At 61.4% G+C, this 15839-nt stretch carries 15 protein-coding genes; 9 read left to right on the top strand and 6 right to left on the bottom strand.

From position 1 onward, the window contains the following. Positions 1 to 22: 22 nt before the first annotated feature. From IAE77_RS12330 to IAE77_RS12320, 3 genes are read left to right on the top strand one after another with little or no spacing between them, the layout of a single operon-like run. A complete protein-coding gene (locus tag IAE77_RS12330; protein ID WP_294226842.1) occupies positions 23 to 1387 on the top strand; it encodes a Gfo/Idh/MocA family oxidoreductase in 1365 nt (454 codons plus the stop codon). Positions 1388 to 1444: 57 nt separating this feature from the next. Further along, positions 1445 to 2008 carry a YqgE/AlgH family protein gene (locus IAE77_RS12325; RefSeq protein ID WP_294226841.1) on the top strand — a complete coding sequence of 188 codons (564 nt, stop codon included), beginning with the start codon at positions 1445 to 1447 and terminating at the stop codon, positions 2006 to 2008. Between the two features lie 16 nt (positions 2009 to 2024). Beyond that, entirely contained in the window at positions 2025 to 2468 is a 444-nt protein-coding gene (locus IAE77_RS12320) for an SLBB domain-containing protein (RefSeq protein WP_294226839.1), read from the top strand. 32 nt (positions 2469 to 2500) lie between these two features. On the opposite strand, the gene IAE77_RS12315 is transcribed toward IAE77_RS12320, so the two are convergent. From IAE77_RS12315 to IAE77_RS12305, 3 genes are read right to left on the bottom strand one after another with little or no spacing between them, the layout of a single operon-like run. Then, positions 2501 to 5188, bottom strand: a complete 2688-nt coding sequence (locus tag IAE77_RS12315; protein ID WP_294226836.1) for a hypothetical protein — start codon at positions 5186 to 5188, stop codon at positions 2501 to 2503. Further along, a complete protein-coding gene (locus tag IAE77_RS12310; RefSeq protein WP_294226833.1) occupies positions 5185 to 5757 on the bottom strand; it encodes a hypothetical protein in 573 nt (190 codons plus the stop codon). The genes IAE77_RS12315 and IAE77_RS12310 overlap by 4 nt, the downstream gene beginning before the upstream one ends. A 28-nt stretch (positions 5758 to 5785) precedes the next feature. Next, on the bottom strand, positions 5786 to 6139 hold the full coding sequence (locus tag IAE77_RS12305; RefSeq protein ID WP_294226828.1) for an FmdB family zinc ribbon protein: 354 nt from the start codon (positions 6137 to 6139) through the stop codon (positions 5786 to 5788). A gap of 159 nt (positions 6140 to 6298) precedes the next feature. On the opposite strand from IAE77_RS12305, the gene IAE77_RS12300 reads away from it, so the two are divergent. Further along, positions 6299 to 7162: an AraC family transcriptional regulator gene (locus IAE77_RS12300; protein ID WP_294226826.1), complete on the top strand. Its 864-nt coding sequence runs from the start codon at positions 6299 to 6301 to the stop codon at positions 7160 to 7162. A 177-nt stretch (positions 7163 to 7339) separates the two neighbouring features. Here the strand turns inward: IAE77_RS12300 and IAE77_RS12295 are convergent, their stop codons facing one another. Continuing rightward, complete coding sequence (locus IAE77_RS12295) at positions 7340 to 7732, bottom strand: hypothetical protein (RefSeq protein WP_294226823.1); 393 nt, start codon at positions 7730 to 7732, stop codon at positions 7340 to 7342. A 62-nt stretch (positions 7733 to 7794) separates the two neighbouring features. On the opposite strand from IAE77_RS12295, the gene rlmN reads away from it, so the two are divergent. Genes rlmN through mtnA form a run of 4 tightly spaced genes read left to right on the top strand, consistent with a single transcriptional unit; the run spans position 7795 to position 10703 of the window. After that, entirely contained in the window at positions 7795 to 8919 is a 1125-nt protein-coding gene (gene rlmN / locus IAE77_RS12290; RefSeq protein WP_294226821.1) for a 23S rRNA (adenine(2503)-C(2))-methyltransferase RlmN, read from the top strand. Positions 8920 to 8964: 45 nt separating this feature from the next. Next, the gene (locus tag IAE77_RS12285; RefSeq protein WP_294226818.1) at positions 8965 to 9171 is read left to right on the top strand and encodes a hypothetical protein; all 207 of its coding nucleotides are present in this window, start codon (positions 8965 to 8967) and stop codon (positions 9169 to 9171) included. Further along, entirely contained in the window at positions 9168 to 9593 is a 426-nt protein-coding gene (locus IAE77_RS12280) for a type II toxin-antitoxin system VapC family toxin (protein WP_294226815.1), read from the top strand. Before IAE77_RS12285 ends, IAE77_RS12280 begins: the two co-directional genes overlap by 4 nt. A gap of 3 nt (positions 9594 to 9596) precedes the next feature. Next, positions 9597 to 10703: an S-methyl-5-thioribose-1-phosphate isomerase gene (mtnA, locus tag IAE77_RS12275; protein ID WP_294226812.1), complete on the top strand. Its 1107-nt coding sequence runs from the start codon at positions 9597 to 9599 to the stop codon at positions 10701 to 10703. Here the strand turns inward: mtnA and IAE77_RS12270 are convergent. Together IAE77_RS12270 and IAE77_RS12265 are read right to left on the bottom strand one after the other, a co-directional pair. Further along, positions 10669 to 11268 carry a cyclic nucleotide-binding domain-containing protein gene (locus IAE77_RS12270; RefSeq protein WP_294226811.1) on the bottom strand — a complete coding sequence of 200 codons (600 nt, stop codon included), beginning with the start codon at positions 11266 to 11268 and terminating at the stop codon, positions 10669 to 10671. The genes mtnA and IAE77_RS12270 overlap by 35 nt on opposite strands. A 56-nt stretch (positions 11269 to 11324) precedes the next feature. After that, a complete protein-coding gene (locus IAE77_RS12265) occupies positions 11325 to 12251 on the bottom strand; it encodes a hypothetical protein (protein ID WP_294226810.1) in 927 nt (308 codons plus the stop codon). Between the two features lie 109 nt (positions 12252 to 12360). On the opposite strand from IAE77_RS12265, the gene IAE77_RS12260 reads away from it, so the two are divergent. Beyond that, on the top strand, positions 12361 to 15837 hold the full coding sequence (locus IAE77_RS12260; RefSeq protein ID WP_294226808.1) for a HEAT repeat domain-containing protein: 3477 nt from the start codon (positions 12361 to 12363) through the stop codon (positions 15835 to 15837). Positions 15838 to 15839: the final 2 nt, after the last annotated feature.

Below are 15839 nucleotides of genomic sequence, written 5' to 3'. Positions count from 1 at the left end.
CTCAAACCAACACGCCTTCATCATGCCTGACTCACGCCGCTCCTTCCTGAAGAATACCGCTTTGACCTCAGCCGCCGTCGCTTTCCCGGCGCTGGTGCGTGGCCAGAATCTCAACAGCAAGCTGCAGGTGGCCTGCGTGGGTGTGAACGGCATGGGCTACAGCGATCTGCACAATGTCGGCTCGCACGCGGCGGTGAAGTTCGTCGGCTTCTGCGACGTGGACGCGAATCGTTTCGACAAGGCGGACAAGGAGTTCCCCGGCGTGAAGCATTTCGCCGACTACCGTGAGATGTTCAACACGCTGGGCGATGGCTTTGATGCGGTGACCGTCGGCATTCCCGATCACATGCATGCTCCGGTCGCCGTGGCGGCGATGCAGCGTGGAAAGCATGTGTATTGCCAGAAGCCGCTGGCACACACGGTGTGGGAGGCGCGCCAGATGCGTCTGTGGGCGGAGAAGAAGAATCTCACCACGCAGATGGGCAATCAGATCCACTCCGCCATCGAGTACCGCATGGGCACGCGGCTGATCAAGGAAGGCGCGATCGGGAAGATCAAAGAAGTGTATTCCTGGGTCGGTGTGACGGGCAACGAACGCACCCGCATGTTCCAGCCGCCGCCTTCCGCGCCTGTCCCGGCCCATTTGAACTGGGACCTGTGGATCGGTGCCGCGCCGATGCGTGAGTATGCACCCTCGTATCATCCCTTCATCTGGCGTGACTGGCAGGACTTCGGCGGCGGTGGATTGGGCGACTTCGGCTGCCACATCATGGACCCGGTGTTCACCGCGCTGGACCTGACCGCGCCGATCAGCGTCGTGGCCAAGAACAGCGGCATCAACAACCAGATCTGGCCCACGCACGAGACGATCAACTACGTCTTCCCCGGCACCGAATACACGGCGGGCAAGACGATGAAGCTGACGTGGATGGACGGCGGCCTGAAGCCGAGCCACAAGCTGGCGCAGATGCCCGGCGACATCGATCTGCCATCGAGCGGATCGATTTTCATCGGCGAAGGCGGCACGATGGTGCTGGCGCACGTCGCCGGACCGCGGCTTTACCCGCTGGACAAGTTCAAGGGCTTCCAATACCCCAAAGAGGAAGCTCGCAGCCACTGGCACACATGGGTGGACGCCTGCCTCGCCGGCAAAAAGACCAGCGATGGCTTCCACTACGCCGGTCCGCTGGCCGAAACGGTGCAGCTTGGCAATGTGGCCACGCGGCTTGCCATTCCGAAGATCGATCCGGTCACCGGACGCATGGAGGAGGCGAACAAGGTGCTGGAATGGGACGCAGCAAACCTGCGCTTCACCAACGCGCCGGAAGCCGACAAACTGCTCACGAAGACCTACCGCCAGGGCTTCGAAGTCGCCGCGGCGGCGTGAAGAACTTTTTCGGTGCGCGATTGAGTGGCTGGCGTAAATATTGCGTCAGACCTCATCATGTCATCGGACACGAACAACGATTCCTCGTCGTCACTCAGCGGAACTCTGCTGCTCGCCTCGCCTGCGATGCGCGATCCGAATTTTTCGCGTTCCGTGGTCTTCATGGCGGCGCACAACGCCAAGGATGGAGCCTTCGGCTATATCCTGAACCGGCCGCTGGAGCAGCGTGTCGCTGATCTGCTGCCGGATCAGGATCTCGGTGCGCTTGGAGAGGTGCCCGTGTTCATGGGTGGCCCGGTCGCCACGGACAAGCTGGCCTTCGCCGCGCTTCAGTGGAACCGGAAGCGGCGCACACTGCGCTGTCAGACGCACCTTTCCGTCGCCGATGCGCTCCACGCGCTCAGCCTGGGCCATGACGTGCGTGGATTCGTCGGCTACTCCGGCTGGAGCGGCGGCCAGCTCGAAAACGAGCTGGAGCATCGCTCCTGGATCACCACCACCGCCCGTCCGCTGGTGCTCACAGTGAAAGCGCCCACCCAGCTCTGGGGCGCGATCCTTGAGGAGATGGGCCCCGTTTACAAGGTGATGGCGAAGATGCCCGAGGACGTGAGCTTAAATTGAATCAGGGCGCAATTGTATGGCCACTAAAAAGGGGGCGCTCCTTGTCTCGGTTGCCGCTCTTTGCCTGACAGATTGCTGCAGAGATTTCGTCCCCAGGGATCAACTGCCAACCTATGGTGATCCAGTGCCTGGAACCATTCACGTGGTTGCCATTTCAGGAGGATTTAAACGCCCAGGACATTATCACCTGCCAAAAGGAGCGACGCTTGGTTTGCTGATTGATGTAGCAGGGGGGAAACCCGTCCCCGCAGACGTGCCGAAAATAGAATTGGCTGGAATCTTGTTTCGTCGGGGGGCGGAGCATTTTCTGTTGGTGAAAAATCACTATAAAAATCAAAAGGGGCGGGCGGAGAGCGAGGAGATAATCAGCCATCTGGACAAAAACGGCATGCCATTTCAACATCGTGAACGATTGCTGCTGGATGGCGATGAGGTATGGCGCAGCGGCATTTCATTTTGAGCCACTGCGATGCCGCCTGGATTCCAGTCCGCCTATTTCGAGAACTCCTTGTCGATCGCGTCGAGATACTTCGAGATCGGGTCGGTGCGTGGCGGCAGTTCTTTCTCGATGATCTTGGGCAGGTTCAGGTAGTCGTCGAACTTGCCGGAGACGCGGCCGCTTTCGCTGGCCTCGAACCAGTCGAGATAATCGCGGACGGCGATGGATTTCTGATACGCGACCACCGCAAACTGGCGCAGGGCGGCGATTCGTTTGTCCATGTCCTTGGTCTTGCCTTCCTGCAAATCCAGGAACGCGCTGAGATAGCCAATGACGACCGGGCGGAACAGCACGCTGACGCGCAGCTCCAGCGCACGCAGCGTGGCGATGTTGTGATTCAGGATCTTCTCGCGGTCCCGATGCTTCAGAATGTGCTTGTACTCCTCCAGCGGCAGCGTGACCGGCACGAGACCGGATTTGGAGGCCGTCGGGGTGCCCGCCGTGCCAGGATTGACCATCGCCGCCGGCACTGGCTTGGAGTTTGGATTGTTCGTCCGTGTCTCCCCTGAGGCGGCCGCTGGCTTGGAAGTCGATTTGGCGTTGGGATTGGTGGTCTTCGGCTTCGATTCCTTTTTCGGCTCCGCCTTGGGTTTATCAGCGGCCTTTTTGGATTCCTCAGCCGGTTCGGATTCGGGCTTCTTCTCTTCCTCGACCTTCGGTTTGCGACGAAACAGGGGACCGATGGCCTGCCGCGGTCCAGATGGGGCCAGGAGCTGCCAGGCATCCGCGAGTGAAGGCGCGATCAATCGGGTGAAGTCCACCTCCGCAGGCGTGGCGTAGGCTTGTTCGTCCTTGGCGGGCTTCTCATCGGATTTCGCCTCCGCAGCGGGTTTTTCCGGCGCTTTGTCCTCCGCTGGCTTCTTGCCGCCGCGGAACCAGTTCATCGGGTTGAGCAAGGAGGGTTTTTTTTCAGCCTCAGGCTCTTCTGCGGGCGGTTCTTCGGCGGGTGGCCCGGGCTTCTTCGTCTCGGCGGTTTTTTTTGCCTCCACCGGCTTCTCCTCGGCCTTCTTCGGCTCCGCAGATTGGGTTTCGGCCTGTTTCGCCTCCATCACTGGTTTGGCGTCCGCAGGCTTCGGCTCCTCCTTGGGCTCAGGTGGGTCATCCTGATTTTTTTCGGCCGAGCCTCCACCCCCAAACAGGCGGCTGAGAAAACTGGGCTTCTTATCATCGCTTTCCTCGGCCGGAGGCTCCTCTTTCTCCACCACCACCGGTTCCTCGGTCTTCTGGGCCTCTGCATCGCTCTTTGCATCGGCGGGTCCAAGGAACAAAAGGCGACGCCACAGCGGGCGCTTGAGCTTTTCCTCGGATGTCTCGTCCGTGGTGGCCTCCGCCGTCTCTGTCGATGCCGTGGGCGGCGTGTCCTTGGCCTTTGCCTTCGGTGCGGTCGTTTCGTCTGACGAGCGGGTGGGCGGTGGTTCGGACTTTGGCTCGTTCATCGTCAAGACGAGCGATTGCGGCAGCACAAACGGGCGCGGTTTGATGTTCTCCGGCACTTCATCCGGCTTTGCCTCGTAGCGGATCTGGATCGCGTCGCCGATGGCCTTGAAGGTTTCCGCTGGTGTGAGCGGCTCGGCGATGCCCGGCTTTGAAAGCGCGGCGAGCTGCAGCGCCCACCACTTGTTCAGGCTGGAGGCGGAGGCCGCGAAATTCGGGAAGGCCACGTTCAGCAGTTCGCGCTCGGACCGCGGATCGCTGGCGAGCGAGTTGAGGAATTTGTTGAAGTTCTGCGGCCCGTGCGGCTGGTCTGCCAGCGCCAGCACGAGCGCGCAGCAGGACGTCTCATAGATCGTCCGGGAAAGTCCGTCCATGGTGACAGGCGAGGCGGAGATGATCTCCTCGATGCCGTAGATTTTGCCGCTGCGGAAGATGGTGGCGAACATCGCGCTCGGACGGGCGCTCGCCTTGTAATCCATGGCCAGCAGGACACCGGTCATGACCCAGTCGGGCAGCAGCAGGCGGCCTTCGGGCGTGACGATCTTCGTTTGATTGCGCAGGATGCGCTCGGCCAGGAGGGCGCGGACGACTTCCTTGCGCAAATCCTCCATTTTGAGACCGGCCCGGTCGATCACTGTGACCTGCAGATGGAAACCACCGTGGGTGAGCTCGGTGATGGCGGTGGAAATGGCCGGCCCCGTCGCCTTGGCGGCATCCTCGCCCGTTTTGAGCACGACCACGATCGGCAGGACATGCGGCTCCTTGTCGTTGAGCACCTTGCGCAGCTCCTGGGAGATGTCCTCACAGCGGGAGGACATGGCGCTGCGCGTCTCGAACACCTTCCCATGCACCACAAACTGGCCGCTGGTGCTGGTGGAGGTGGTGATGGGCAGCTTGTCCGAGGGTGCGGTCACGCGCGGCACTTCCTTCACCGCTGGGGCCTGCGTGGCGGCCTCCAGCGCCTGCATCTTGCTGGCGGAATTGCTGGCCGGTGCCGATGGCGGCACTGGCGGCGGCACCGCAGCCTTCGGCATTTCAGGCGTCTTCGGCGTCGAAGCCGGAGCGCTGTTCTGCAGCTGCCCTGGAAGCGGGGGTGGCGCGAAGGTCTTTGGCGCCTCGACAGCAGCGGCGGCTTCCTTCTGCTCCTTCGTAGGCGGCACCGGGGGCGCGGGCGTTTGGGCGTGAAGGCTCCAGGTGCCAATGAGCAGCGCAAAACCGGTTTGGGCGATGGAAGGGCGACAGATCATGCGGAGGGGAAACGGGGATCGAGCACGAGCTTGTCTTTGGCGATGGTGATCTTCGTCATCTGAAACAAGGCGCGGATTTCCGGCTGCAGAGTGTCAGCGACTGCCTCCAAGGCCGGATACAACGGCCGCATCATGCCCCGGGGCATGCGCAGGTGGCCGTAGGCGCCGCGCAGCAGCTCGACGTGGAAGTTTTCCCCCTCGCGGCTGATGGCGAGATCGACGCTGGCGGTGCGGATCTGGCCCTTCAGGTTCCAGACGAGGAACACACGGGCGCTTTCCGGCTCCAAATCCACCCGTGCGCCTTCAAACTTGATCCAGCCGCCGAACATGGCGGCCATCTTGCTGGAGACATTCGCGGCAAGGTGGCGGTTGATCTCCGCCTCGGTGATCTCCATCAAAGACGCGCGCTTGATGGCGGACTGACGCAGCATGTCGAGCATGTCATCCCCCTTGGCGTTGTTTGCCGCCGGAGTGCGTGGCAGTGTCTCAGGACGATGCGCCACCCACACGGCTCCAGCCAGCGCACTGATGATCAGCAGCCGGAATGTCTGGAGGAGGCGGTGTTTCACGTCAGTGTCGGGATGAATGACCGCAGGCTCAGGCCGCCGCACCCGTCTTTGCCGGCGCGGCACTGCTGCCTGCCGACGAACCGCCGGAACTACTGCTGCCGCTGCTGCTCGCGCTGGTGGAACTGGCCGCCGTGCTCGCACTGGATGAAGCCGAGGCGCTTTCGGCATCCTTTTTCGCCGCCGCCTTGTAGGAATCGCTGCGGTAGTCGGTGATGTAGAAGCCGTTGCCTTTGAAGATGAAACCGGCGCCAACGCCGATCTTGCGCTTCACCGGACCGGCGCAGTCCTGCTGCGGGCAATCGGTGAGGTGCGGGTCTTTCATGGACTGCTTGGCCTCGAACTGGTGGCCGCACGTCTGGCACTCGTAATCGTAGGTGGGCATAGGTTCAGAAGATCGTGCGCGGGGGTTTGGGTGACGCGCAACAAAGGGCGGCGATTATGCCGTGCCGGGAACTGGGCTGCAAAGGATTTTCCCCGCGCCCGCTTTGCAGCATGCAATCTGCGCTCGACAGGGAAGTGGTGGTGAATGTATTATCCGGCCATGGCCGTCACGCTGTTCCAGGAAACCGTCTTCCTGAAGAATCTCTATGCCACTCCTGCGGACTGGCAGCGCGATTTGTTTTATTCAGTGGTCCGTGGCGGCCACCTCCGGGCAGGCTGCGAGCACCGCATCGAGCGCGAAACCTACCCCGGCCACGAGCTTATCTTCTGCCTCCGCGGCCGCGGCTGGGTCCAAGTGGGCGGCAAACGCCATGATGTGGGCCCTGGTGCCCTCGTCTGGGTGAACTGCCACCACCCGCACCTCTACGGCGCTTACAATCGCGATCCCTGGGAGCTCTTCTGGCTGCGTGTCGAAGGCAGACCGCTGGATCGCATCGCCGAACTGCTCCAGGTGCGCTCCCAGCCCGTGCTGGAAGGCGTGAACGAGCAGGCTGTGGTGCGTGAATTTGAAAACGCCTTCCAGTTCATGAGCGGCACGCGCCCGAGCGATGCCGCGCTCGCCAGCGCCGCCGTCGCCGCCCTGATCGGCCTCGCCTTCCACGTGCGACTTTCCGAACCCGGCCTCGTGCAGCCGGAACTCCCGACTGCCGTTGCCAAGGCGCTTGAACGCATGCGGCTCTACTTCCACCTGCCGATGCGTGTCGCCGAACTGGCCAACCTCAGCGGCATGAGCGAGAGCCATTTCAGCCGCCAGTTCAAGGCCGCCATCGGCACCAGCCCCATCGACTGGCTGCGCCGCGAACGCATCAACCAGGCGAAGCGCCGTCTCATCGAATCCGACGACCCGGTGAAGGAAATCGCCCGCCAGGTCGGCTACCACGACCAGTTTTTCTTCAGCAAGGACTTCAAGAAGATGACCAAGCTCACGCCCACGCAGTTCCGTGAGCAGGAACGGCAGCCGTAAAGCAGGCCGGATGTGTTTGGCGGGAAAGGTCGGCGCTGCCGCGTCAGCATCCTTCGCCAAACTATCCGGCGCTGGGTGGTCGCGCCTGGCAGCCCGGTTTGCGCACACCTCGAAGCCGGATGGTTCGGCAAAGAGAACCCTTCCAGCAGCCTCGTCTCACACGCCGAACACATCCGCCTACGCCGCCGCATTCACACGCTGCTCGACCCACGCATGCGTGCGGCGGAAGATGAAATCCAGCAGCAGTGCCAACAAGGCACCCGCGAAAGCGCCGCCGATGCCGCCATAGACGGCCACCAACCAGCTTTGGTCCGCTTTTTCGAGCAGCGCACGTCCGAGCCATGCCGTCACCGCACCCGCCGGGATGCCTGCCAGCACTCCACATTGCAGCAGAAACGCGCGCACCGCCGTCTCCGGTCGCTTGGTGAAAAAGCCCAGTGCCACCGAACTCGACACCACGCCCAGCGTGACCAGTGCCGCCGCGATCGCACAGGCGAACAAACCCACGGCGATGCCCACACCGATCAGCACAAGCATGACCAGCAGCAGGATGAGGCCCGGGATTCCCATGGGGCGAGCATCAAACTCAAATCTCGAATTTCAAATCGTCATTTCATTGCCACTGTCATCGAATGAGCATCGCAAACACGCCCCAAGCGCTCCTCGGCATGAAGCCGGAGGAGATCGCCGCCGTGTTCGCGGAGCTCGGACAGCCGGCGTTTCGCGCGAAACAGCTCGTGGAGTGGGTTTTCGCCAAACGCGCCGCCAGTTTCGATGAAATGACGAACCTGCCTAAGGCGACGCGCGAAGCCCTGGCGACGCGATTTGTCACGCGCTCGATGCAGATCGCCAAAGTGACCGGTTCGGCCGACACCACGCGCAAATTCCTCCTCAAGCTGCACGACGGCCGCTACGTCGAAACCGTGCTCATCCCGGCAAATCCCGCGCTTTACGGCGGCAAATCCGACCGCCGCACGCTCTGCGTCTCCAGCCAGGTCGGCTGTGCTTACGATTGCAAATTTTGCGCCAGCGGCCTCGCCGGATTCACGCGCAATCTCACCGCTGGCGAGATCGTGGAGCAGATCGTTCAAGTCGAGGCCCATGCGGGCGAACGTGTGGACAATCTCGTCTTCATGGGCATGGGCGAGCCGCTCGCGAACTACTCGAACGTCACCAAAGCCATCGAAATCCTCAACGCCGACTGGGGCATCGGCATCGGCGCACGTCACATGACCGTCAGCACCAGTGGTCTGGCACCGCAGATCAAGAAACTCGCTGATTTTCCGCTGCAAATCCGCCTCGCCATCTCCCTGCACGGCGCCACCGACGAGGTGCGCGAGAAAATCATGCCGGTGAACCGCAAGCACAACCTCGCGGAGCTGTTTGAAGCGCTTGAAGACTGGAATGCACGCCGGAAGCAGTTCCTCACCTTCGAGTTCATCCTCATCGAAAACATCAACGACAGCCTCGACCAGGCCCGCGTGCTCGCGAAACGCGCCCGCGGCGTGAATGCGAAGGTCAATCTCATCCCCTACAACACGGTCGAAGGCCTGCCGTGGGTGCGCCCCAGCGAACCGCAGCAGGACGCCTTCCTCGACGTGCTGACGAAAGCCGGTGTCACCGCCACCCTCCGCCGCGAAAAAGGCCACGACATCGCCGCCGCCTGCGGCCAGCTCCGTCTGAAACAGGAGACCGAACTCGGCATCATCGAATCGCCGATCCCGGCAAAGCGCATCACGATTGGAGCTGGAGGATGATGCAAAAACCACTGGCAATGCGTTTTCCCGAAAACATCTTCTTTCATGGCAACTGTAACACTCGCCGCCCGTGTGGCAAAACTCGAAAAGACGATGGAAACACTCATGGGCCGTCTTCAGCCTCATGAACCTGGACGTGATGACTGGAAAAAGTCCGTCGGCATGTTTGATGGAGATGATCTCATGAAGCGCATCGATGCGCAGGGAGCTGCCATTCGGCGTTCCGAAGGTCGTAAAGCCAGACGAGGATGATCATCCTCGACACAGATCACTGGTCAGCCCTGAAGTATCGTGACGGCGAGGCTTCCATCCGCCTGCACATGCGCATCGACAGCTCTCAAGACCAGGATTTCGTCGTGTCGGCAGTCACACTGGAAGAACAGATGCGTGGATGGCTGGCTGAGATTCATTCGACAGTAGATGTCATGAGACAACCGGCCCACTATCAAAGGCTGGTTGATCTGGTGCGTTTTTTCTCGGCCTGGAGGATTATTCCGTTCGATCAAACCGCTGCGGCAACGACGACAGCCCTGCGAAAAGCCAGGGTGCGCATTGGAACGATGGACTTGAAGATTGCTTCGATCGCCTTGGCCCACGGCGCATTGCTCCTGACCGCCAATGCCCGCGACTTCGTTCAAGTCCCCGGCCTGCGTTTCGAAAACTGGCTTTACTGACTCATGCTCGCCCACGGCCACCATTACCGCACCGTCTGGATGCCCGAGCCGGGCCTCGTGCGCATCATCGACCAGCGCCGGCTGCCGTGGGCGTTTGAAATCATCGATTTGAAGTCGGTGGCGGAGGTGGCGCATGCCATTCGTGACATGGCGGTGCGTGGTGCGGGCTGCATCGGTGCGACAGCGGGCTACGGCATGGCTTTGGCGGCCATCGAGGTGCAAAATGATGCGGAACTTGAGGCTTTGGCCCGGTCCTTGATCGAAACACGTCCAACCGCCGTGAATCTGGCCTGGGCGGTCAATCGGCAGCTCGCCGCGCTGCGAAATCAGCCTGTCGCCATGTGGGGAAGCATCGCCAAACGCGAAGCAGAGGCGGTTGCCGACGAAGATGCCGCTGCTTGCGCGCAAATCGGCGTGCACGGCCTCGAACTCATCCGCGAGATCGCGGCGAAAAAGCCGGGGGAAGTCGTGAATGTGCTCACGCATTGCAACGCGGGCTGGCTGGCGTTTGTGGATCACGGATCAGCCACCGCGCCGATCTACGCCGCGCATGATGCGGGCATCAAAATCCATGTCTGGGTCGATGAAACTCGCCCTCGCAACCAGGGTGCGCGTCTCACGGCCTGGGAACTCGCCCAGCATGGCGTGCCGCACACCGTCATCGCCGACAACACGGGCGGGCATCTCATGCAGCACGGCCAGGTCGACCTCGTCATCACCGGGGCTGATCGCGTGACGCGGAATGGCGACGTGGCAAACAAGATCGGCACTTACTTGAAGGCGCTGGCGGCACAGGACAACGGTGTGCCCTTTTACGTCGCCTTGCCGTCATCCACCTTTGACTGGACCATCACTGACGGCGTGAAAAACATCCCCATCGAGCAGCGTGGCGGCGAAGAAGTCGCCTGGATGGAGGGAACCGACGCCAGCGGCGCACTGCACAACGTGCGTGTCGTCCCGGCAGCAGCGCCGCTGGCGAACTTTGCCTTCGACGTGACCCCTGCGCGCCTGGTGACCGGTTTAATCACCGAGCGTGGCGTTTTCCCTGCGGACGAAGAAGCGTTGCGCGCCGCGTTCAGCGACGTCTCGCGGGCTTCCGGGCCGCGCTGACGCGTTTCACCGGCCGCTTGAGCTTCGGAACCGCCGCAGGTGCCACCGGCGCCGGTTGGGCTATCGTTTGCGCCTCACGGAGCTGACGCAGTTCCTTTTCGACCTCGGCGAGGCGTTTCGACGTCGCTTCCAGTTTCCGCACCACGAGACGGGCGACGAACTCATACAGCGCGGCGTGGAAATCCGGGTCCTGCTCGCGCGGATGGATGTCCTGGAGAAATTTCTGGTCCACCGCGAGGCAGACGGCCTTCGTGGAGGCGATGACGGAGGCGAGGCGCTTGTCCTGGTTCACCAGCGCCAGTTCCCCGAACACCTCGCCGATGCGGGTGATGGCTGCGACTTTCTTGCCGCCGACGCGCACTTCGAGCTCACCGTTGAGCAGGACGTAGATGCGCGAGTCGATGCTGCCCTCCTGGATGATGTGGTCGCCGGGCTCGCACTGGAGCAGGCTGCTGGAGTTCAAAACATCGTCGAGCTGGTCGTCGCTGAAACTGGCGAGCGCAGGCACCGCGCGCAGGGGCGACGGGTTCTGCTTCGCGTCATGAATGTAGGCAAATTCTTTCATGGTACTTGCCCGGGATTCTGTCAGGAGACCTCACTCCGGGACAAGATAAATCTTGCTCATTTTGTGGCGGCCTTCACCGCCGCGTCATAAGCGGCCCAAAAACTCTGCGGCGGCTGCAAATCCTTGCCTTCCTCGTCAAAACGGGTGCCAATCTCCTGGAGCGGGAGTGATTTCGCCACGTCGATGCCTGCGGTGATGTTCGCTGGCGTGAAAACGAGCCGCGTGAGCTGCATGCCCTTCAACGGTGACAGATCTGTCACCGGCGTCTCGGCGATGTGCAGGCGCTGCAAGGCGGTGCCGCTCAGCGGCGTGAGGTCCTTCACCTTCGTGCGATGCAGGGTCACGCTGACCAGGGGCACCGTTTTGAGCGCCCGGATGTCCTCCACCGGACAATCGGTCAGCCAGAGCATCTGAATCGGGCATTTGGCGATGCCGGCGATGTCGCCGATCGGGCAGCCGACCGCGTTCAATTCCACCAGCGGCATGCCTTCCAGCGCGCCGAGATTTTCAACCGGCGTGCGGCTCAGGTAGAGCTTCTGCAGCGGCATGCCACGGATCGGCGAGAGGTCGCGCACCTTCGTGTCCTCCAGATACAGCTCCACCAGCTTCTTGCCCTGCAATGGGCGCAGGTCGTTGATGGGTGTCTCGCTCAGGTCCAGCACCAGCGGCTCGATGTGCTGCAAAAACTTCACATTGTCGATCTTCGCGCCGCGCAAGCTCAGTGCGATCACATTCCCGCCCTCAATGTTGAACTCCCCGTTCCCCTCGTAGCCCGGATTGTGATACTTGATCTCCGTGTGCATCATCTCCTGCGTCCAATAGACCTTTTTCGGCTCCGGCTTGGCGGCAGCAGGCGCGGCAGGCTTTTCTGCGACCGGTTTTGGCGATGGCGCAGGCGAGGCGGCGGATTTCTTCGATTCATCACCGCAATGCGTCAGCATGGACAAAGCGACGAGCGGCAGGTGCAAATGGCGGCTTTTCATGCCCACGGGCATGCCGGAATCCGGCCCGTGTTGCAAGCTTGAAGTTCTGCCCGTGACCCGAACTTTGATATTGCGTCGTCAGCGGCATTCACGCCAAACTTGCGCACTCATGCGCTTCCCTGTCTTTGTCCATTTGCTGCTCACGAGCTTGGGATGCGGAGCTTTGGCACAACCTGCCAGCAGTGTTCGTGCAGACGCGGGCATTTCAGAACTGCTTTCGTACTCGGTTCCTGCGGAGGACTGGCAGGAACATCTAAAGAAGCGCAAGCAGGCAGGCTGGGTGCCGCCGCCGCTTCCCTCTCTTGCGCCAGAAGACTCGGCTGACATCGACAAGCTCGCCAACTGCTGGCGGACTGACCGCTCCTGGTCCCCCAGCATGGGTGAGCCGAGCGCAGCCATGCGTGAACGACTGCTGGTCTATTGTGAGGAACACCCCGCGTTGTTTGAAACGCTGGCCGGGCGTTTTCCCGCCACGCAGGAAGGCATGGTGCGGCGCATCCTGAAGCTGCATGACCGCCTCGCCACCACTGCCTCAAAAGACGAGGAGGCCCGGGATGCGTTGCCCAAGGTGCGCCACTGGCTGATGACCGAGGCAGGCCTGTTCCGAGATGAATTGCAACGCGAAGCGGAGTCGCACTTCGTTGAGCCCGACGACGTTGGCCGGGCAGCCGCTTTCGAGGCATATCAAAAGTTCGAACCTGAAGCAGCCAAAGCCCTGTTGGTAAAACAAGCGGCAGCGGCCTTGCCCACCGCACGTTGCACCGCCCTTCTGCGTCTGCATGCCATGCAAGATGTGCAGGCCGGCCGTTGGCGGGCCGAGTTGCAAGCACTTGTCACCAGCGATGCCCCGGCCGTCATCCGTGCCCGCGCCTTGAAAGCGCTCCGGAATGTGGAATGGCCGGGCAAGGCGGAGTGGGTGCCGGGCCTCTTCCAGGACGCCGCCCTCGGCTTCGTTCAAGTAAACCAGTATGACAAAGAAGAACCGCTGGCCTTGATGGTGCAGTCAGCGCCGGATTTCTGGGTGCCGAAGGTCATTCCTTGGGTGGGAAATCCAAATCGGGTTGTGCATGACAATGCCGTGCGTTGCCTGGCCCAGTTCCATCTGGAAAACAAACGAGAGGATGCGTTGAGAGCGCTGCTGCCTTGGTTGTCGAATCCCGCATGGGCGCTCGATGAGAATCACGATGGCCGGCTGCGTCTGTTGCAGACCTTGGACTCGGTGAACCTGCCCGAAAGCGTGCAGGGATTGCTCTGGGCGTTGGAGCATGACTCCGAACATACACTGGAGGCGGCCGCCTCCGCGCTGGCCCATTACCACGCCACCCAGGCCGTGCCTGGACTGCGGAAGATAGTTGAGCAGGAGGCCGGGCTTCATGATCGGAAATCATTGACCAAGTCTCTGCTCGATCTGGAAGGATTGACGTCCGAAGAGCAGGCTCGGGCGGTGGAACTGTATGAATCCCTGACGCTCACCAAGGAGAACCGCGACGCCTTGCAGGAGGAGTGGTATTCACCTCCTTTTCGTGAGGTGAAGTCGATCATCGCCCCGGAGCAGCGGCTGCTGGCGACCGCAGGTCTTGTGCTGGTTGACGAAACTGCATTTCAATCCCCCGCCCTGGCGGAGGCGCTCGTCAAACGAGTTGATGAGCTGCGGAAGGACAACAAGCAGGAACTGGCCGAGGCAATTGAAGCGCGGATCAGCCTTTGGCACACGCCTGCCGGCATCCGGCTGGTGGCGTCTCGGCTGCGTGAGGGCCGCTATGACGCATCCTGGCTGCACGACCTCCTGCACACCACTCACCTGCCTGCGGATGTACTCAAAACGCTTCAAGGACTGCCTGGAAGCAGCGTCGCCATCGTTGCGCTGCTGTTGAAGGATGAAAAACGCATGCATCTGATTTTGGATGAGGGTGCTCCTGATGCCCAGGCGATGCTACTGGCCTGCGCCCGGCTGAAGCGCACGCCTCTTCCTCTGGAAAAAGTCGCGCGGTTGCTCGAATCCAAGCACATTCTATGCGCTCGCGGAGCGGAGCGATTTCTGGAGGCGGAGGACAGCCCGGAGGCGCGAGCGCTCATCCTGCGCCGTTTCAAAGGGGAGGCGCGCATTCTCGGCGCCCGCATGCGTCATGATCCCGGTCACTATTCGTATGGAGACCTTGGCCGCCTCCAAAACATGCTGCGCAAGCGTGTTCTCACCGCCGGGAAGCCTCTGGAGATTCATGCGCTGCTGAGCGCAGGCTACTGGGGTGATGTCGGCCAGACGTGGATCGAGATCGAAGGCGACAAGGCTCGGCTCGTCAACGATCAAGGCGGAGAGAGGTATCGCACGAGAACGCTGATGGCGGCCGAACTCGCCGAGCTTCGCGCTTACATGTCCGGGCACCGTGTGGACGAACTGCCGCCGCTGACGCTGGATGTGCATGACGGCATCCAGTACGAGTACGTCCACCTCACCGCCGAAGGCGGCAGGCGTGTGTTCATGAACAATCCCGGCTCGTACTCCATGCGTGCTCTTGAGCAAGGTGAGGAGAAAATCTCCGAAGACGAGAATGACTCCGTCTATGTCTGCTTGGTGAAGCTTTTCGAGAAGCTGGTGGCGGACAAATCCAAACTTACTGTGTCTTATGGCATTGCGGACAAAGTGAAAGGGCTGCGGATCGTCGTTCCGCGCGAGCAGCAGAGTATCAACGCCGTGATGCGGCAGGAAGGCGTGCTCATGGTGAACAAAGCAGCACCAGAAGATCGGAAGGGGCGCTGGATGGCCGTCAATGCCGACGGCTCCTTCATACCGAAATCCCAGGTTAGAGGCCCGATGCTGCGGATGCACGACGCGGGCTTTACTGAGCATCTGGCCGTGGACGAGTACTCTCCCAACACCTCCTGGCGTAGCACCATCATGGACGGACAATTACGGGCCGAACGACGCAAGAAGGACGACATGAGCGGCATCTGGCTGTGCAGGGAGAAACAGGAGCCTGAACTCATTGCGAAAGGAACATTCGGCACCCCCATTGCCTCGTTGGACGGTGCCTGGGCCGTGGCCGGACGTGTGCTGGGCAGTTCCTGGGCGGAGCCGAATGACATGGTGCGAGTCAATGTGGCCACCCGTGAAATCATTCCACTCAAGCTCGCACCGGCGGACAATTTCGATCCGGTGGCCAGGCTGCCGCACTCTGGCAGGATCCTCGTCTCTCGCTCACGCGATGAACATGCTCCAGGGATCGAGCCGGAGGCGGGCCCGGAGAAACCCGAATACCACCTTCTTGACCCTGCCAATGGTTCATTGGAACGTGTCACAGGCGAGTTTCGTCCTCTGGAAGATGAATCCTGGCGCCCGTTGCAAGCCACGGATGAACCGAATGTGGTTTGGGCCGCTTTGCCCAAGCGGGACCAGGATGATGTGTGGTCCACCAGCATCGGTCGCTACGACCTGCGCAGCTTCACCTTCACGCAGCTCGTCGAACTCCCGCGCCTTTATTTCACCAGCATGGATTTTTGGGTCGATGCCGGCACGAACACGATCTTTCTCGCAATTAATGGCGATTTGCTCAGTTTTCCGCTCCCAAGCAGGACCAAGGACAAGTGAAA

The organism is Prosthecobacter sp. (assembly GCF_014879935.1).
Classification (GTDB): Bacteria; Verrucomicrobiota; Verrucomicrobiia; order Verrucomicrobiales; family Verrucomicrobiaceae; genus Prosthecobacter.
The sequence above is the reverse complement of the archived record's forward strand: the minus strand, read 5'-3'. Positions and strand labels throughout refer to the sequence as shown.